The sequence below is a fragment of the Streptomyces sp. WAC06614 genome, from assembly GCF_003949795.1.
Classification (GTDB): Bacteria; Actinomycetota; Actinomycetes; order Streptomycetales; family Streptomycetaceae; genus Streptomyces.
The window spans coordinates 1-17129 of record NZ_RPRY01000150.1 but is presented as its reverse complement, the minus strand read 5'-3'; the positions used below and the strand labels follow the sequence as shown (position 1 = coordinate 17129).

16 protein-coding genes are annotated in these 17129 nt (G+C 74.9%); 2 read left to right on the top strand and 14 right to left on the bottom strand.

What is annotated here, in order from left to right; all coding sequences use genetic code 11:
- Window positions 1-29 precede the first annotated feature (29 nt).
- Window positions 30-1250 carry an acyl-CoA dehydrogenase family protein gene (locus tag EF918_RS20530; RefSeq protein ID WP_125648531.1) on the bottom strand — a complete coding sequence of 407 codons (1221 nt, stop codon included), beginning with the start codon at window positions 1248-1250 and terminating at the stop codon, window positions 30-32.
- Between the two features lie 105 nt (window positions 1251-1355).
- A complete protein-coding gene (locus EF918_RS20525) occupies window positions 1356-2171 on the bottom strand; it encodes an SDR family NAD(P)-dependent oxidoreductase (RefSeq protein ID WP_125648528.1) in 816 nt (271 codons plus the stop codon).
- Window positions 2172-2462: 291 nt separating this feature from the next.
- On the opposite strand from EF918_RS20525, the gene EF918_RS20520 reads away from it, so the two are divergent.
- Both EF918_RS20520 and EF918_RS20515 read left to right on the top strand, forming a co-directional pair.
- The gene (locus EF918_RS20520) at window positions 2463-3164 is read left to right on the top strand and encodes a bifunctional 2-polyprenyl-6-hydroxyphenol methylase/3-demethylubiquinol 3-O-methyltransferase UbiG (RefSeq protein ID WP_125648525.1); all 702 of its coding nucleotides are present in this window, start codon (window positions 2463-2465) and stop codon (window positions 3162-3164) included.
- Window positions 3161-3553 carry a glyoxalase/bleomycin resistance/extradiol dioxygenase family protein gene (locus tag EF918_RS20515; protein ID WP_125648522.1) on the top strand — a complete coding sequence of 131 codons (393 nt, stop codon included), beginning with the start codon at window positions 3161-3163 and terminating at the stop codon, window positions 3551-3553. Before EF918_RS20520 ends, EF918_RS20515 begins: the two co-directional genes overlap by 4 nt.
- A 187-nt stretch (window positions 3554-3740) precedes the next feature.
- On the opposite strand, the gene EF918_RS20510 is transcribed toward EF918_RS20515, so the two are convergent.
- The 12 genes from EF918_RS20510 to EF918_RS20455 all read right to left on the bottom strand — a co-directional run bounded on the left by EF918_RS20510 (window position 3741) and on the right by EF918_RS20455 (window position 16808).
- Window positions 3741-5102, bottom strand: a complete 1362-nt coding sequence (locus EF918_RS20510) for an FAD-binding oxidoreductase (RefSeq protein WP_260610423.1) — start codon at window positions 5100-5102, stop codon at window positions 3741-3743.
- A 66-nt stretch (window positions 5103-5168) separates the two neighbouring features.
- Entirely contained in the window at window positions 5169-6653 is a 1485-nt protein-coding gene (locus EF918_RS20505) for an MFS transporter (protein WP_125648516.1), read from the bottom strand.
- A 21-nt stretch (window positions 6654-6674) separates the two neighbouring features.
- The gene (locus tag EF918_RS20500; protein WP_125648512.1) at window positions 6675-7652 is read right to left on the bottom strand and encodes a ParB N-terminal domain-containing protein; all 978 of its coding nucleotides are present in this window, start codon (window positions 7650-7652) and stop codon (window positions 6675-6677) included.
- Window positions 7653-7675: 23 nt separating this feature from the next.
- On the bottom strand, window positions 7676-8848 hold the full coding sequence (locus tag EF918_RS20495) for a transposase (RefSeq protein ID WP_125648509.1): 1173 nt from the start codon (window positions 8846-8848) through the stop codon (window positions 7676-7678).
- Between the two features lie 224 nt (window positions 8849-9072).
- Window positions 9073-9843, bottom strand: a complete 771-nt coding sequence (locus EF918_RS20490; RefSeq protein ID WP_125648505.1) for a 4'-phosphopantetheinyl transferase superfamily protein — start codon at window positions 9841-9843, stop codon at window positions 9073-9075.
- Window positions 9840-10226 carry an acyl carrier protein gene (locus EF918_RS20485; protein ID WP_125648502.1) on the bottom strand — a complete coding sequence of 129 codons (387 nt, stop codon included), beginning with the start codon at window positions 10224-10226 and terminating at the stop codon, window positions 9840-9842. Before EF918_RS20485 ends, EF918_RS20490 begins: the two co-directional genes overlap by 4 nt.
- Window positions 10223-12514 (bottom strand): xanthine dehydrogenase family protein molybdopterin-binding subunit, encoded by a 2292-nt coding sequence (locus tag EF918_RS20480; RefSeq protein ID WP_125648499.1) that lies wholly within the window; start codon window positions 12512-12514, stop codon window positions 10223-10225. Before EF918_RS20480 ends, EF918_RS20485 begins: the two co-directional genes overlap by 4 nt.
- Window positions 12511-13020, bottom strand: a complete 510-nt coding sequence (locus tag EF918_RS20475) for a (2Fe-2S)-binding protein (protein ID WP_125648496.1) — start codon at window positions 13018-13020, stop codon at window positions 12511-12513. Before EF918_RS20475 ends, EF918_RS20480 begins: the two co-directional genes overlap by 4 nt.
- The gene (locus tag EF918_RS20470; protein ID WP_125648493.1) at window positions 13017-13943 is read right to left on the bottom strand and encodes a xanthine dehydrogenase family protein subunit M; all 927 of its coding nucleotides are present in this window, start codon (window positions 13941-13943) and stop codon (window positions 13017-13019) included. Before EF918_RS20470 ends, EF918_RS20475 begins: the two co-directional genes overlap by 4 nt.
- On the bottom strand, window positions 13940-14431 hold the full coding sequence (locus EF918_RS20465) for an ester cyclase (RefSeq protein WP_125648490.1): 492 nt from the start codon (window positions 14429-14431) through the stop codon (window positions 13940-13942). The genes EF918_RS20470 and EF918_RS20465 overlap by 4 nt, the downstream gene beginning before the upstream one ends.
- 8 nt (window positions 14432-14439) lie before the next feature.
- The gene (locus tag EF918_RS20460; RefSeq protein WP_125648487.1) at window positions 14440-16026 is read right to left on the bottom strand and encodes an MFS transporter; all 1587 of its coding nucleotides are present in this window, start codon (window positions 16024-16026) and stop codon (window positions 14440-14442) included.
- Complete coding sequence (locus tag EF918_RS20455; RefSeq protein ID WP_125648484.1) at window positions 16023-16808, bottom strand: AAA family ATPase; 786 nt, start codon at window positions 16806-16808, stop codon at window positions 16023-16025. Before EF918_RS20455 ends, EF918_RS20460 begins: the two co-directional genes overlap by 4 nt.
- Window positions 16809-17129 lie beyond the last annotated feature (321 nt).

Sequence of the window (17129 nt, the reverse complement as noted above, 5' to 3'; positions counted from 1 at the left end):
GTCGGGGGTGGGGTCGTCCGCGGGGGGTGTCAGACCAGGAGGCTGATGTCGCGCGGGTCCTTGCCGACCAGGGCGCGGCCGTAGAGCTGTGCGGGGATGCCCATGCCGAACCCGGCGTGGCGGCTGCCGACGTTGACGTCGCGCCAGATCCGCTGGAGGGGGTTGGCCTCGCTGAAGGCGGAGGAGCCGTAGGCGGTCATCAGCAGGTCGACGGCTTCGCGACAGAGCTGGGCGACGCGGGTGGAGTTCTGGCGGGCGGCGGCCCGGGTGAGGACGTCGGCGAACTCGCCGGCGTACGCGGCCTCGTCGGCGGTGTCGGCGATCTTCGCGGCGAGCAGCTTGGCCGTCTCGATCTTGCTTGCGGCCTCGGCGAGGTCGAGCTGGAGGGTCGGGGACTCGGCCTGGTTGGGGAACTTGGAGCCGGCGGCGGGCCGGTTCGGGGCGGCCTCGCGGACGAAGTCGAAGGCGGCGGTGGCGCCGCCGATGAGGGAGCCCAGCAGGCCGATGGAGAACAGCCCGACCAGGCTGTTGCGGTAACGGTTCGCCGGGTCGACCAGGCCGTCGGTCTCGCCGTTCAGCAGCGGGGCGTAGGGCAGCAGCCGGCGCTCGGGCACGAACACCCCGGTCGCCATGACGGTGTTGCTGCCGGTGCCGCGCATCCCGGCGAAGTGCCAGGTGTCCTTGATCGCGACCTCGTCGGCGCGCATCAGCGCGAAGTGCACGACGGCCTCACCGGAGTCGGTGGGCACCGCGACGAGCACCCCGACCCAGTCGGCGTGCAGCGAGCCGGAGACGTAGCCCCACTCGCCGGTGATCTTCACTCCGCCGTCGACGTGCTCCACGCCGCGGGCCGGCATGCCGAGCACCAGTGCGGTGCGGGCGTCGGGGTTCAGGCTCCAGACCTCGTCCTGGACCTCACGCGGGAAGAGGGAGGCGACGAAGTTGCCGGCGTTGAGCACCCCGGTGACCCAGGCGGAGGAGCCGCAGCCGCGGCCGACCTCGCCGGCGACCTCCAGCAGGGTGCGGATGTCGGCCTCGTAGCCGCCCAGGCGGCGCGGGGTCATCAGCCGCATCAGGCCGGCGCCGGTGAGCGCGGCGATGCTGCCCTCGGTCAGCCGGCGGGCACGGTCGCTCTCGGCCGCGTCCTCCCACAGCTGCGCGCGCAGCCCGGCGGCCCGGGCCACCAGCTCGTCGCGGCCCGGGACCTGGAGCTCGGGGGCCGTCGTGGCGTTCACCGCTGCTGTCTGCACGGTCTTGTTCCCTTCACGTCGGGTGGATCAGGGTGGATCGAGGTGGTTCGGTGCGGCCTCGGCCGGTGCCGGGCCGCGAAGTCGGGCCGCGAAGTCGGGCCGCGCTCAGGCGTCGCCCTGGGCGGCGCGGGCCAGGGCGTCCCACTGCTTCCAGCCGGCCAGCCGCTCCTCGTAGGCGGCGGTGACGGTGTCCAGCACGGTGGCGCCCAGCAGCAGCCGCAGCGGCGGGTTCGGGCTGTCCACCAGCTCCAGCAGGGGGCCCGCGGTCGCGGCCGGGTCGCCGGGGGCGGAACCGGCCGACGGAGGCTTGGCGGCCTCCGCGTAGGCCTCGCCGGCCTCGGCCCAGACGGCGGAGGCGCCGCGCCAGTCGGTCTTGTACGGTCCGGGCTCGACGAGGGTGACGTGGATGCCGAACCGGCCGACCTCCTGGGCCAGGGCGTCGCTCAGGCCTTCCACGGCCCACTTGGAGGCGTGGTAGAGGCCGAGCATCGGCCAGGAGGCCAGGCCCGCGATGGAGGACATCTGCAGGATGTGGCCGCTGCCCTGGGCGCGCAGCACCGGCAGGACCGCCTGGGTCACCCACAGGGTGCCGAAGAGGTTGGTGTCGATCTGCTCGCGCGCCTGGGCCTCGGTGACGTTCTCGACCGGGCCGAAGAGCCCGTAGCCGGCGTTGTTGACCACCACGTCGATGCGGCCGAACCGCTCGTGGGCGGCGGCGACGGCGGCGAAGGCCGCCTCGCGGTCGCGGACGTCGAGCGTGAGCGGCAGTACCGCGTCGCCGTACGTCTCGACCAGGCCGTCCAGGCTGTCGAGGGTGCGGGCGGTCGCCGCGACGCGGTCGCCGCGCTCCAGGGCGGCCTCGGCCCAGACCCTGCCGAATCCCCGGGACGTGCCGGTGATGAACCAGACCTTGCCAGCCACAGGTAACTCCCCTTCTCCGGTGTCCCGTTGAGGCTCTTATTCACCCCGATGAATGCGCGGGTGTCCATGTGCCTGAATTCGGACAGCTGTTGGAGATGTGGGCGGACCCGGGGTGTCCGACCGGGTGTCCGACCGCGGAAATTCCGCACCCGGACGGCAGACACCCCCGGATATCCGGACAGCGACCCGTCCGTGCATTCCTGGACGCCCGGCCGGCGGGCGATACTGCCGCGAAAACCACGCACTTTCCCCCGGCCCGTGCCGGGGGAGCCCCCGACCAAGGAGATACGCGTGAGCGCCACGGAACAGGACTTCGACTACGCCGCCGCCGACTTCAACGCCGTCTACAAGGGCGGGGAGCTGCTGGAGGGAGCCGCCATCAAGGTCGTCCCCTGGGACATCGGCGAGGCGCAGCCGGACGTGGTGGAGCTGGAGCAGCTGGGCCGCTTCCACGGCGCGGTGCTCGACATCGGCTGCGGCCCCGGGGACAACGCGGTCTTCCTGGCCCGCCGCGGCTACCGGGTGACCGCGATCGACGCCGCCTCCGCCGCCATCGAGCAGGCCCGGGAGCGGGCCGGCGAGCTGGAGATCGAGTTCGCCGTCGCCGACGCCACCGTGCTGGCGGGCTACGAGGGCCGCTTCGACTCGGTCCTCGACAGCGCGCTCTTCCACACCCTGCCCGGCCCGGCCCGGCCGCTGTACGCGGCCGCCCTGCACCGGGTGACCCGGCCCGGGGCGCAGCTCAGCGTGCTGTGCTTCGCCGATGTGCCCGGCGGGATGCCGGCACCGCTGTCGGTGCCGGGCGAGGAGCTGCGCGGCACGCTGACCGAGGCGGGCTGGGACATCACCTCCATGGAGCTGTCCGAGTACGCGGGCGTGGCCGTCGGCATGGAGAAGTTCTTCGAGCGCACCGGCCGGCAGCCGCAGCTCGACGCCAAGGGGCGGACCCGGCTGCCGATCTGGAAGGTCTTCGCCGACCGGGTGTCGCGGTGAGCGCGGCCGTCCACAGCCCCTTCCACCCGGCGCGGCGCGCGTTCCCCGTGCTGCGCGCCCGCCGGGTCGGGGACACCGCCGCCTTCTACGAGCGGCTGGGCTTCGCGACCGGGCACCGGCACCCGGCCAAGGGCGAGCCCGACTTCGTCACGCTGCGCCGGCACGACACGGAGCTGGCCGTCAGCCGGGACGACCGGGCCGCCGACGGTGCCCCCGGCACGGTGGACCTGTTCGTGTTCGTCGAGGCCGTCGACGCGACGGTCGCCGCGCTGCGGGCCGAGGGCACCCCGGTGGTGCAGGAGCCGGAGAACACGCCCTGGGGCGAGCGGGTCGCCTACGTCCGTGACCCGGCCGGCAACCGGGTCGGGCTGGGCCAGCCCGCCGCCTAGCCGTTCCGCCCAGCGAAAAGTGCCCCGGCGCCCAAGGCCCGGGGCACTTTCCGTATGCCGGCGGCTGCCCGCCGTCCGCGCCCCTCACGGGGCATGTGCCCCCGGGGCCGAGGCTCCGGGGGCACATGGTCAGGGGCGCGGGGAACCGCGCGACCAGCCCGCTACGACCTGCACGGACGGGCGGCGGTCACGCGGCAGGCGGGATGTTCAGGTTGGTCCGGAACAGGTTGGCCGGGTCGTGGACGGCCTTGAGCTTGGCCAGCCGGGCCCGGGTCGCCGGGTCCCACAGCTCGTCCGCGAAGGCGTCCGCGGCCCGCTCGCCGTAGACGAAGTTCAGCGAGCGCCCCAGCGTCCAGGGCCGCACGGCCTCGTCCAGCGCCGCGTGCGCGGCCCGGATCTCCTCGGCCGGGGCGTCGTCGGAGCCCGACAGCACCCGCAGGATGTACGCGGCCTCGCGGTACGGCACGGCGTTGGGCACCTTCGGCTGCCGGGCCAGGGCCCCGCCCAGGTGGCGCAGGTCCACGATGCACGGCACGGGGGCGCCGGGCCCGGCCAGGGTGCGTACGGCGTCCAGGACGGCCGGGTCCAGCTCGCTGAGCAGCACCGCGTTGCCGTCGTAGGCGTGGCTGAAGGTGGGCTCGGCGTAGATGGAGCCGACCTCGGGGTAGTCCAGCTCGCCCAGGTGCTCGTGCAGGATGTCGGCGCCGAACTCCCGCCAGGGCCGCACCAGCTCGGGTCCGGCGGCCAGGTCGGTGGTGGCGAAGCGGACGTGGACGACGTGCCGGCCGCGCAGCGGCTCCGGGAAGACCGGGATCGGCGGGTACTCGATCATGCCGAGGGAGGCGGTGACCGTCTCGGGGGCGGTCGCCGTCCAGGCCCGGAACTGCTCCAGGACCTGCTGGGCCTGGCCCGCGTCGAAGTACATGCCGCCGCCGTAGACCTTGGCGACCGGCAGCAGTTCGACCTCCAGCGCGGTGACCACGCCGAAGTTCTCCCGGCCGCCGCGCAGCGCCCAGAACAGGTCCGGGTCGCTGTCGGCGGTGACCTCGCGCAGCTGCCCGTCGGCGGTGACCACCTCCACGGCCTTCACCAGGTCGGCGGCGTAGCCGAACTCGCGGGCGAGCAGACCCAGGCCCCCGGCCAGGGTGTAGCCGACGACGCCGACGTGCCCGGCGGAGCCGCTCAGCGGGGCCAGGCCGTGCGGGGCGGTGCGCTCGACGACCTGCTCCCAGCGGGCGCCGGCGCCGATCCGGGCGGTGCGGGCGTCCGGGTCGACGGTGATGGCGTCCAGGCGCTTGGTGGTGATCACCAGGCCGCCGCGGTCGAGGACGGTGACGCCGTGGCCGGTGGACTGCACCGCGACCGGCAGGCCGTGCTCGGCGGCCCAGGCGACGGCGGTGCGCACGTCCTGTGCGTCGGCGGCGCCGACGACGACGGCCGGGGCGTGCCGGTATCCGGCCTGGAACTGGGTGAGTTCCTCCTCGTAGCCCTCCTGGCCGGGCGTCCGGACCGGTCCGGTCACCTTTTCCGCGAGGGTGGTGACATCCATCTGTGCAGGGTCGCCAGACATCAGCCGTATTCCTTTCCTGGTGTTTCCACGTTGCTTCGACTTGCCTCATCCGACCTTTTGCAGGCCGGAATTCTCGGAAATCCGGTCCGGTGTCCCGGATTTCTTCTCCGGGGTCCTTCCGGAGGGCATCACCAGACAGGCGAGGGCACCGACCAGAAGCACCGCCACGGGAAGCAGCAGGGTGTTTCCGGCGGCCCGTCCGAGATCGGCCGGATGGGCCGCGGTCTGGGCCTGCATCAGGACGCCCACGGCGGCGGCGCCGATGACGCAGCCGACCTGCCGGATGGAGTTGTACATGCCGGCGCCCGCACCGATGACCTCGACCGGCAGGCTCCCGGTGGCGACGTTCGCCATGGGGGCGAAGGCGAGGCCGGTGCCGATGCCGGCGAGGAACAGGGCGCCCGCGGTGCCCCAGACCCCGGCGTGGGTGTCCATGGCCAGGACGATCAGCGCGAGTCCGGCGGCGAACACCAGGAAGCCGCCCAGGACCACCCACTTGCCGGGGACCCGGTCGGAGAGGGTGCCCGCGAGCGGCCCGGCCAGGCCGCTGGAGACGGCGATGGGCACCATCAGCAGGCCCGCCTGCTGCGGGGTGAGGTCCATGACGTCCTGCATGAACAGGGTCAGCGGCAGGTAGAGCCCGGTGACGGCGAAGCCGATGGCGGCGGCGGCGAACGCGGCGGAACTGAAGTGCCGCCGCCCGAACAGGGACAGCGGCATCAGCGGCTCGCGCGGGTTGACGCGCTGCCACACCAGGAACAGGACCAGCAGGACGAGGCCGGCGGCGATGACGGTGGCCACGTCCAGCGGGCCGACGACGGTGCCCCAGTCGTAGTGCTGGCCGTTCTGCAGGCCGAAGACGAGGGCGAACAGGCCGAGTCCGGACAGCAGCGTGCCCAGCAGGTCGAAGCGGCGGGAGGTCCGCGGCTGTCCACCGGGCAGCAGCCGCGCGGACATGGCGAGGCCGACCAGGCCGATCGGCACGTTGATCAGGAAGATCCACTGCCAGCCGGCCGAGCCGGTCAGGAACCCGCCGAGCAGCGGTCCCGCGGTGGTGGCCAGGCCCGCGACGGCGCCCCAGACGCCGAGGGCGGCGCCGCGGCGCTGGGGCGGGAAGAGGGTGGTGACGAAGGCCATGGTCTGCGGGGCCATGAGGGCCGCGCCGACCCCCTGGACGGCGCGGGCGGCCGTCAGCATCCCGGCGGTGCCGGACAGTCCGCACCACAGGGAGGCCGCGGTGAAGACGGCCATGCCGGCCAGGAAGACGGGCTTGCGTCCGAAACGGTCACCGAGCCGCCCCGCGACCAGCAGCGGGACGGCGTAGGTGAGCAGGTAGACGCTGTGCACCCAGGTGATCTGGTTGAGGTCGGCGTCCAGCGACGTCAGCATGCCGGGGATGGCCACGGTCACGATGGTGGTGTCCATCATGATCAGGAAGAAGCCGACGCAGAGGGCCGCCAGCGCGGCCCAGGGGTTGGTGGTGCGGGAGTCGGTGGTCCGGGGGGTGGGGTTCGAGGCGACGTCCGTCATCTCATCATCTCTCAGGGGTGGTTACGGAGACTGCGTACCGCGCTGCTCCAGCTCGGTGGCTATCTCGTCCCAGTAGGCGGCGCAGGCACGGGCCATCGCCGCGATCTTCGGTGCCTGGTGGGCGGGGGCGCGCAGCAGCAGCCCGCTCTCGCCCTGGCGTACGATCCGGGCCTCCAGCCAGCGGATCAGCGCCCGGCCCTCGTCGCTGTACTTGAGGGTGGGGTCGCGCTTGAGGGAGTCGAGCACGGTCGGCAGGTCCACGGGTTCGGCGCACTCGCGCGGCCGGGGCGGGCGGACGCCGCCGCGGCCACCGGCCCCGCCGGTGGGCAGCGGGCCCTCGCCGCGGGCGAGCCGGTCGCGCACGTCGCGGGCGGTCTCCACGGAGATCCCGGCGGTCCGGGCGATCTCGCGCAGCGAGGCGTCGGGGCGTACGGCGAGGTAGTCCACGGCGCGCAGCCGGCCCTCGGTGGCGCTCAGCGGCCGGGCCCGGCCGTCGCAGCCGACCCGTACGGCGGGCAGTTCGCCGGCCTCGGCGGCGGTGCGGCGCAGCACGCCGACGGTCTTGCCGGACAGCCCGACCTTGGCGGCGACGGCCCGGTCGGACCACTCGGGCCAGGCGCGCAGGATCCGGCGGGCGGACTCGCGGCGGTCGGCGAGGGTCAGCGGCAGGCCGTGGCCGTTGTTGGCCTCGACCGCGAAGAGGAAGGCCTCGGTCTCGGAGCCGTCGAACCAGCGGACGGGGATGGTCTCGTGGCGGTTGAGGCGGGCCGCGTGCAGCCGGTGCATGCCGTCGATGACGCGCAGGGTGGGCCGGTGGACCACGATGGGCGGCAGGGCGGTCTCCAGCCCGGCCAGCAGCAGGACGTGGTCGTGGTCGACCCCGGCCAGCCGCGGGGACTCGGCGTCCAGCAGCGTGTCCACCGGCACGTGCGTCACCGTGGCGGTGTCGGTCACCGCCGCGGCGTCGCGCGCGGGGGCTTCCGCCGTCAGGACAGGCATGTCGACTCCTCGGATTCCTGGGATCAGAGCGCGGTCGCGGTGAGCGGGCCGGAGGTCTGGCCCAGCAGGCGGTGGGCGGCGGCGGCCGCGACGAAGGTCATGTGGCGGTGCCAGCCGGGGAAGGAGCGCCCCTCGAAGTCGCGCAGTCCGCAGTCCTCCAGGACCTCCATGGGCAGCGTGGCGGTGCCGAACCGGGTGAGCTGGGCGCAGGTGCCGTCGGTGCCGGCGATCCAGTACCTGGCCGGCCGGTCGGTCCCGGGCGCGTACTCGGTGAGCAGGGCCAGCGGCCCGCTCACGCCGGGGACACGGACGAGGGCGGGGGCGCGGCGCAGCCGGGGCGCGGGGGCGGGGGCGGGGCCCGTCGCCGTGACGGCGGGAGCGGGCCGGCCGGTACCGCGGGCGGCGGCCACGGCCGGGTTGAGGCGGCGGACCAGCCGGGCCACGTCGGTCAGGGCGGGGCCGCGGTCACCGGAGTGCCCGCACAGGACGGGCATGGCGGCGGGAACGGAGACGGCGAACGGGACGCCCCGCTCGGACAGGCCCGCGATCAGCCGGGCGGCCTCCTCGGGGGTCTCGGCGTCGGCCTCGGCGACGACCGGGACCCCGGCGGTGGCCGGGTGGGCGGCGGCCGCGTCGACGAGTTCGAGGCCGAGGCGGCTGGTCAGGCCGCCGCGGGCGCCGGCCGGTATCCGGGCCCGTTCGCGCAGTTCGGGGTCCTCGCTCCAGCGGCCCGGCAGGCTCAGGCGCCAGTCGACCGGGACGGTGCCGCGGTCGGTGACCAGGAACAGGCCGAGGGCGTGCTGGCAGCTGAGGGTGCGGCCGCCCGCCGGGTCGAACCGGCGGTGCACCCCGGCGGAGCACTCGCCCCGCTTGGGGATGACCACGGGGACCATCCGTAAGGCGCGGACCTCGGCGCGCTCCCCGCACCAGGCGGCCAGCTCCCGGCGGACCGGGTCCCACTGCCAGGTGCTGGAGTTGACGATCTGGTGCAGTGACTGCGAGGCGGTGCCGAAGGTGCCGGCGGAACGCGCCATGTTACGCACGGACTTCTTGCCGGGCGTCGTCACCAGCCCGAACAGGTAGGCGCCGGCCCAGCGGCGCTGGTCGGTACGCGGCAGGCAACGGAACAGGCGCCGGGCCAGTGTGTCGGCGGTCGGCACGGTCTCCGGCATGCGCGCGGCCTGCGGTACAGGCATGGCGAGCTCCCTCCGGCGAGCAGGTCGTGTGGCCAGGATTCAAGAATAGCGAGTGTTCTCTTTGTTTTGCGAGCCCTCGTCGGCGGAGGACCGACTTTGGCAAGTTCCCCACGACCGCGACGCGTTCGGGCGGCGGCTGCGCCGGTACGCCCGAGGGCCCCGGCCGGTTCCGCACCCCGGCCGGGGCCCTTCCAGGACACGTCTGGCCGACGCGTCCGGCTCTGTCAGGCGGCGAGCTCCGCGAGCACGGAGTCCTTCCGCGTCAGATCGGCGCGAGCGCCGCTGTACAGGCTGTCCATGGGCAGCCAGCGCAGTGTCACCGGGCCCTGCGGGGCCCCGTCGTAGCCGATCGCCGCCGCGGCGGTGTGCCGCGGGCCGGCCGGTACGTCCACGACCGCCCAGCCCTCCGGGTGCCGCTCGGACTCCCACCCCAGGTAGTCCAGGGAGAGGTCACGGCCCAGACCCGTGCCGAGGCCCTTGAGGAAGGCCTCCTTACGGGTCCACAGCCGCCCGAACGCCGAGGTCCCCGCACACTCGGGCACCTCGGCCAGCTCGGCCCGCTCGTCCGGGTGCAGCGCCTGGGTGCACACCCGGGCGGTCTCCGCACTCGGCACCTTCTCGACGTCCACGCCGATCGGGACCTGCGCCACCCCGATCAGCACCACACCACTGCTGTGCGACAGCGAGAAGTGCAGGTCGGACGCCGGATTCAGGAGCACCGGCCGCCCGTGCTGCTTGTCGCAGCACGGGCACGGCCCCCGTCCGAAGACGAGCTCGCGCGCGGGCTCGCCCACGTACGAGGAGAGCACCCGCCGCAGCGCGATGTGCGCCGCCGCGTACAGGTACCCGCCGGCCTGCCGGCGGCAGGCCCGGGCCCGTTGGAGCTCGGTCTCGTCCAGTTCATCCATGTCGAGGACGCCGGTGATGTCGTCCGGCTTGGGCTGCCGCAGCAGCCACACGTCCGCGCCGGCCGGCGGCGCCAGCTTCGCGGTCATCCTCCATACCCGAGCTGGGCCAACAGCATGCCGGCCAGGGCGTGCGTGTCCTTCGCCATCAAGATCTCCTTCAGTTCCGGCGCGACGCCCAGTGCGTCCCGGAGCCGGTACTGGAGCTCACACCCGAGCATCGACCCGACGCCGACGCTGACCAGCGTCCGCTCGGTGTCCAGCGCGGCCGGGCTCAGGCCCACCGAACGGGCCACCTCCGCCCGCGCGTACTCGAACATGATCTCCTCGCGCTCCGCCTGGCTCGCCGATGCGAGCGTGGCCGCCGAGGGGGCGGTCACGTCCGCGGCCAGCGGGCCGTCGGTCGTCGTCTCGGGAAGATCCCAGTCGGGGTCGGTATTCAGCCAGTCCAGTACTGCTTGATCCACTGTCATGATGCCTCCTCGGTCGTCAGCGACATGAGCGAGCGCACCCGCGAGGGGTGCAGGGGCAGTGCGCCGACGTCGCCGGCCAGCCCCAGTGCGTCCCGCACGGCGCCCGCGAGAACGGCGCCGCTGCCTGCGGTGCCCCCCTCGCCGGCCCCGCGCAGGCCGAGCGGATTGCCCGGTGCCGGCGCGTCCTCGTAGACCTCCACCTGGATCTCGGGGAGGTCGTCCGCGCGCGGCCACAGATAGGTGTCGAGCGTCAGCGACTGCGGTACGCCGCGCTCGTCGTAGCGGAACTCCTCGGTCAGCGCCCCGCCGATGCCCTGGACGACGCCGCCGAGCAACTGCCCGCGGACCGCCTCGGGATGGACGGCGCGGCCGACCTCGTAGGTCACGGCGTAGCGCGTCACCCGGGTCGCCCCGGTGTCCGGATCGACCTCGACCTGCGCGAAGTGCGCGCCGTAGGGGTACGTCATGCCCCGGGCGGCGTACGTGGCCCGGCCGATCAGGCCGACCTCGTCGGCGGTACCGGCCCAGCGCGGCGCGAAGCTCGCGGCGGCGACCCGCGCCCAGTCCAGCCGGCGGCCGGGCTCGCCCTCGACGGCGAGACCGCCGTCCCGGGCGACCAGCGTTCCGGGCTCCACCCCGAGGAGTTCGCCGGCCACGGCCCGTGCCTTGTCCAGCACCTTCAGGGCCGCCTCGCGCACGGCCGTGCCGCCGACCACGGTGGAGCGGCTGCCGAAGGTGCCGCCGCCGTCGGGCAGCAGGTCGGTGTCGGAGAGCACCACGTGGACCGCGTCCACGGGCACGGCCAGTTCCTCGGCGGCGATCTGCGCCATCACGGTCCGGATGCCCTGGCCGACGTTGGCGCCGCCCATCACCACCCGGACCGCGCCGGTCACCCCGATGTCGACGACCGCGCTGTCGTGGCCGAGGCCCGCCTTCTCCAGGATCACCGCGCAGGCGGTGCCCACCAGCCGGCCCTGGGAACGGGCCTCGGCCGCCTCCGCCCGCCACCGCGCGTACCCGACGTCGGCCAGGGCCTTGTCGAAGTGCTCCAGGTGGTCCTTGCCGTCGAGCAGCATCGGGGAGCCGAAGACCTGCATCGGCCGCTCGTGCGGCAGTTCGGCGGCGGTCAGCAGGTTGCGCCGGCGCAGCTCGACCGGGTCCAGGCCCAGCCGGGTCGCGGCGAGGTCCAGGGCGTGCTCGCGCACGAAGTTGTGCTGGAAGCGGCCCGGGGCCCGGTAGGTGCCGATCGGGGTCTTGTGCGTCTTGACGATGTGCACCCGGGAGCGGCACGCCGGCAGCCGGTACGGGCCGGAGATCATCGACGCGGTCAGCGCCGCCACCACCGCCCCGTGGGTGCGCACGTAGCCGCCGTTGTCGAGCCAGGCCTCGTCGCGCAGGGCCAGCAGCCGGCCCTCGGCGTCCAGCGCCAGCTCGATCCGGTGCTCCTGCTCCCGGGCGTGGTTGGCGGCCACCATGTGCTCGGCCCGGTCCTCGCTCCACTTGACCGGGCGTCCGGTGCGCAGCGCCAGGAACGGGACGAGGAAGTCCTCGGGGTAGAACTCGCCGCGGATGCCGAAGCTGCCGCCGGCGTCCGTCTCCCGCATGTGGATGCGGTGCTCGGGCAGCGACAGGAGCGTGGCCAGGACCCGCCGGTTGATGTGCGGGATCTTCGCCGCGCCCCACACGGTGAGCCGGCCGGTGGCCCGGTCGGGTTCGGCGACCAGTCCGCGCGGCTCCAGCGGGGTGCCGCTGTGCCGTCCGGTGCGCAGCTCGGCGCCGACCACGTGGGCGGCCGCGGCGAAGGCCGCGTCCACGTCGCCGTAGCCGAAGTCCACGACGCCGACCTCGCAGGCGGCGGGCGCGGTGCGGGCGTCGAGCACGGGCTCCAGCTCGGTCAGGTGCAGCCGGACCAGCTCGGCGGCGTCCTCGGCGAGGTAGGGGTCCTCGGCCAGGACGGCGGCCACCGGCTCCCCCGCGTACCGGACGTGCCCGGTGGCCAGCGGCGGTTGCAGGTGCGGGGTGAAGTCCAGCCCGGGGTGCGGCTGGCGCACCGGGATCCGGGTGTCCGGGGGCAGGTCGGCGGCGGTGACCACGGCGACGACCCCGGGCAGGGCGGCGGCGCGGGCGGTGTCGATGCGGCGGATCTCGGCGTGCGCGAGCGGGGACCGGACGATCCGCAGCCAGAGCTGGCCCGGCCGCACGACGTCGTCGTGGAAGTCGCCACCGCCGCGCAGCAGCCGGTCGTCCTCCAGACGCGGGACGGAACGCCCCAGGGCGGCGCCGGTCATCGGGTCACCGCCTCGATCGCGTCGACGATCGGCCGGTAGCCGGTGCAGCGGCACAGGTTGGCGGCCACGCAGGAGCGGATCCGCTCGCGGTCGGGGGTGGGGTCGTCGCGCAGCAGGGCGGTGCCGAGCATCAGGAAGCCGGGGGTGCAGAACCCGCACTGGAGGGCGAAGTGGTCCTTGAACGACTGCTGGAGCGGCCCGAGCCGCCCGTCGTCCCCGGCGAGCGACTCCACGGTCTCCACCTGCTGCCCGTCGGCCTGCACCGCCAGCACGGCGCAGGCCCGTACGGGCTCGCCGTCCAGCAGCACGGTGCACGAGCCGCACACCCCGGTCTCGCAGCCGACCCGGGTCCCGGTCAGGTCCAGGTCCCGCCGCAGCACGTCGACGAGACTGCGCCGGGCCTCGACCTCGGCGGCGTACGGCGCACCGTTGACGGTGAGCTTGACGGGGACGGGCTCGGCGGCGTCGGGCGCCTGGTACGCGTACGCGTCGGGCGAGTCGCTCATGCCGCCACCGCCTCGGCCTGCGGGGCCGCCCCGGCGGCGGCCGGAACGGGCGCGGGACGGCGGACCGGGGCCAGGACCCGGGCGCGGTCGGCGGACTCGGCCAGGGCCCGGCGCAGCAGGGCGCCCGCCAGGGCGGACAGCTCGCCCCGCCCGGCGCCGACCGCGCGCGCGGCCGCCGCGGTGAAGGCCTCGGCGCCCGGCCGGGCCCCGAGCAGCATCGCCTCGGCGTGCGGGGCGCGGAACGGCACCTCGGCCGGTCCGGCCACGGCGATCCGGGCCGCGGCGATCCGGCCGTCGGCGCACAGCGTCAGCGCCGCCGCGGCGGCGGCCTCGGGCAGCCGGCCCGGCTGGACCCCGTACTCGACCAGCGCGGCGGCCGGTTCGGCGGCCGGGAAGCGCAGCCCGGTGAGGATCTCCCCCGGCCGCAGCGCCGTGAGGTGCCGGCCGCGCAGGAAGGCCGCGGCGCCCACCACCCGGGTGCCGTCGGGCCCGAGCAGGGTCAGCTCGGCGTCGAGCAGCACCGCGAGCAGGCACCACTCCGCGCACGGGTCGGCGTGCGCGAGGCTGCCGCCGACGGTGCCGCGGATCCGCACCGGCAGCCGGCCGATCAGCGCGGCCGCCTCGGGCAGCACCGGCAGGTCCCGGTGCAGGGCGCGGTCGGTGCTGCGCTCCACCGCGGCGTGCGGGGTCAGGGCCCCGATCCATACCCCGGAGCCGTCGGCCCGTACGCCGGCCAGCCCCGGCACCCGGCCGAGGTCCACCAGCAGGTCGGGCCGGACCAGCCGCTGGTTCAGCAGGGGCAGCAGGGACTGGCCGCCGGCCAGCACCCGCGCCTCCCGGCCGGCGCGGGCGGCGGCGGCCAGGTGCCCCACCGCCTCCTCGGCGGTGGCGGGGCGGACGTAGGAGAACGGCGCGGGCTTCACGGCCGGTCCACCGGGGGCACGTTCAGCTGGGTGTGGCCGTACTTGCGCATGAGGTCGGCGAGGTCGAAGTGGGCGGACCGCTCGATGACCTTGTCCCCGCGGAACCGGTCGATGCCGAGCGCCCCGAACGTGGCCTTGCGGCCGCTCGGGGGCAGCCCGCGGAACGGTCCGAGCTGGGTGGCGGTGCACTCGACGCGGGTGATGACCGTGTCGCCCTCGGCCCACTGCTCGACGACCGTGTCGACCATGTCGGGGAAGGCGGTGCGGAACGCCCGCACCCAGGTGCGCACGCCCTCGGGCCCGTGCAGGCCGAACTGCGGCCAGGTGAAGTCCTCGTGGAAGAGCTCGTCGGCGAGGTCGAGATCGCCGTGGGTGATGATCTGCTCGAAGAGCAGGGCGATCTTCTGCTTGCGGTACGTGGCGAGGGCTGCGGGGTCGGTGGGGAGGGCGGCCGCCAGGGGGGAGGCGGCGGACTGCGTGGCGGACATGGTGATCGTCAGGCCTTTCCGGAGGTCGGGGAGGCGGCGCCGGACGCCACGGGCGCGGCGGGCGCGGACGCGGTGGCGGACGCGGACGCGGTGGCGGGCGCGGACGCGGTGGCGGGCGCGGCAGGGGCAGGCGCAGCGTGGGCGGGTGCGGCGGGCCGCGGCAGCGACCTGGCGGCCAGCGCCGCCACGGCCACCAGGCCCAGCCCGATCCCGGCGACCGAGTGCAGTGCCTCGGCGTACCCCTCGCTCCCGGTCCGCCCACCGAGCACGGCGAAGAAGACCGAGCCGAGCAGGGCCACCCCGACCGCGCTCGCGAACTGCTGGGCGGTGGTGAGCACGCCGGCGGCCGAACCGGCCTGGCCGGGGCGCACTCCGGAGAGCACGGCCCCGGTGAGCGCCGGCACGGCGAGCCCGTTGCCGAGCCCGATCAGCACCATGGCGGGCAACAGCCGCGCCACGCTCAACTCGCCAGGGAGCCAAGTAAGTTCGGCGAAGAGGGAAAGCATCCCGAGCCCGGCCACCCCGATCCCGGCGAGCACGGTACGGGCGGCCCGGCCGGGCGGGGTGCGCCGGGCGGCCATGGAGGCGGCGGCGAAGGCCAGCCCCAGCGGGGCGAAGGCGAAGCCGGCGCCGAGCGGGGAGAGTCCGAGCCCGGACTGGAGCACCAGGGTGAGCGCGAACAGGAAGCTGAAGAAGGCGCCGAACACGGCACCGGAGATGACGAGCCCCCGGTGGAAGGACGGCACGGCGAACAGCGACAGGTCGAGCAGCGGAGTACCGCCCCGGCGCCCCAGCCGCCGCTCCCACACCAGCGTGCCGGCCAGCACGGGCACGGACGCGGCCAGGCACAGCCAGGTCCACAGCGGCCACCCGCTGCTGCCGCCGAGCATCAGCGGTACGAGCGCCAGCGCGAGCCCGGCCGGGATCCCGACGGCGCCGGCCGGGTCGAGCCCGGTGGCCGCGCGCACCTTGGGCGGGCCGGGCACGACGGCCCGGGCGCACAGGAAGGTGAGCAGCCCGGCGGGCACGTTCACCAGGAAGATCACCCGCCACCCGGACCCGTCTCCCCCGGCCTGCAGCAGCATCCCGCCGAGCACCTGCCCGGCCACGGCACCGACCCCGACGGTGAACCCGAACCAGGCCAGCGCGCGGGGCCGTTCAGCAGGCCCGAACACCCCGGTGATCAGCGCCAGCACCTGCGGCACCATGGCCGCCCCGGTCACCCCCTGGACCAGCCGCGCGGCGACGAGCTGCCCGGGGCTCTGGGCCAGGCCGCACAGCAGCGAGGCGGCGGTGAAGGCGAGGGTGCCCCCGAGGAACATGACCCGGTTCCCGAGGAGGTCCCCGAGCCGGCCACCGGTGATCAGCCCACTGGCGTAGGTGAAGGCGTACCCGGCCACGATCAGTTCCAGGGCGACGGGCCCGGCACCGAGGTGCTCCTGGAGCGTGGGCGCGGCGACGTTGACGACGTAGAGGTCGAACTGCGCCATGAACAGGGCCGCCAGCACCACGGGCAGCATCAGCCAACGGCGCTCGTGGAGCGGCGCGCCGGCGGAGGCGGAAGAGGCGGCGGAAGCGGAAGGGACCCCACTCATCGCACACCCTCCGGAGCAACGGCAGTGGCGGTGGAGGCGGAAGAGGTGGAAGAGGCGGAAGAGGCGGCGGCCAGGGAGGCGGAACTCTGCGCCCGCTCCCCCTCCAGCCGCCAGTCGATGGCGGCGTACTCGACCTCGGCGAGCTCCAGCGCCTCGTCCACGGACCGCACGATCGGCAGCCCGAACAGCCCGGCGATGGTCCGCAGCCGTTCGCGCCGGCTGCTCTCCTCGACGACGTGGTACGTCACGCCGAGGTCGGCCAGCGCCCGCAGCAGCATGTCGTCGCAGAACCCGCGGAACACCGGGTGCATCCGCCGGTGCCCGCCGGGCTTGCCGGACGTGGCGCCCTCGGCGGCCTTGAGGTGCACGAACCCGTCGTACGTCTCCTTGACGTGCTGCCGGAAGGCGTGCCCGAGCTGGTCGACGGCCTCGGCGAAGAAGTCCATGGCGGCGGAGGCGGGCGGGGTCTCGGCAGGGGCCGCCGGGTCCATCCCGAACCGCACGCGGGCGGCCGCGTAGATCCACTCCTGGAGGGAGGACCCGTCGGAGATCAGCCGGTCCCCGAGCCGCGCCTCGTTCTGCACGCGCCCGACGTGACGGCGGACGGCCAGCTGGAGGTACTCGGCCGGGGTGACCTCGGCGAGTGCCTTGCCGGGGACGGCGTCCGGGAGGATCTCCCGGATGGAACGGGCCGGGGCGAAGGGGATGCCGGTGTAGTGGGAGAGGGCGGTGGCCGTGGAGGTCTTCCCCGCCGCGTACGTCCCGGAGACGGACAGGCGCATCTGCTGGCGCTCCTTGTGATCGACTCGTATCTCATCCGGGGGCTCCGCCCCCGCTCCCCCGCGCCTCAATCGCCGGCGCGGCTGAAGGGTCCGGGGGCTCCACCCCCGCGCCCCCGGTCCTCGGACGCCGGACGGGCTGGACGGTGCGGCGGTCCGCCAAGACCAGCCCCGCCGGCGTTCGAGGCGCTGGGGGCGCCCCCAGCGGTAGCTGGGGAGGGTCCGGGGGCGGAGCCCCCGAAACCGACGCCGGGCCCGGCCCGGGCCCCCCGCCAGGGGTGAGGGGAGGTCCCCCTGGCGGGGGGCCCGGGCCGGGCCCGGCGT

Excerpts from the sequence above, each read along its gene's own strand:
- EF918_RS20510 (WP_260610423.1), bottom strand. The coding sequence starts at position 5,102 with ATGGATGTCACCACCCTCGCGGAAAAGGTGACCGGACCGGTCCGGACG.
- EF918_RS20505 (WP_125648516.1), bottom strand. The coding sequence starts at position 6,653 with ATGACGGACGTCGCCTCGAACCCCACCCCCCGGACCACCGACTCCCGC.
- EF918_RS20500 (WP_125648512.1), bottom strand. The coding sequence starts at position 7,652 with ATGCCTGTCCTGACGGCGGAAGCCCCCGCGCGCGACGCCGCGGCGGTG.
- EF918_RS20495 (WP_125648509.1), bottom strand. The coding sequence starts at position 8,848 with ATGCCTGTACCGCAGGCCGCGCGCATGCCGGAGACCGTGCCGACCGCC.
- EF918_RS20490 (WP_125648505.1), bottom strand. The coding sequence starts at position 9,843 with ATGACCGCGAAGCTGGCGCCGCCGGCCGGCGCGGACGTGTGGCTGCTG.
- EF918_RS20485 (WP_125648502.1), bottom strand. The coding sequence starts at position 10,226 with ATGACAGTGGATCAAGCAGTACTGGACTGGCTGAATACCGACCCCGAC.
- EF918_RS20480 (WP_125648499.1), bottom strand. The coding sequence starts at position 12,514 with ATGACCGGCGCCGCCCTGGGGCGTTCCGTCCCGCGTCTGGAGGACGAC.
- EF918_RS20475 (WP_125648496.1), bottom strand. The coding sequence starts at position 13,020 with ATGAGCGACTCGCCCGACGCGTACGCGTACCAGGCGCCCGACGCCGCC.
- EF918_RS20465 (WP_125648490.1), bottom strand. The coding sequence starts at position 14,431 with ATGTCCGCCACGCAGTCCGCCGCCTCCCCCCTGGCGGCCGCCCTCCCC.
- EF918_RS20460 (WP_125648487.1), bottom strand. The coding sequence starts at position 16,026 with ATGAGTGGGGTCCCTTCCGCTTCCGCCGCCTCTTCCGCCTCCGCCGGC.
- EF918_RS20455 (WP_125648484.1), bottom strand. The coding sequence starts at position 16,808 with ATGCGCCTGTCCGTCTCCGGGACGTACGCGGCGGGGAAGACCTCCACG.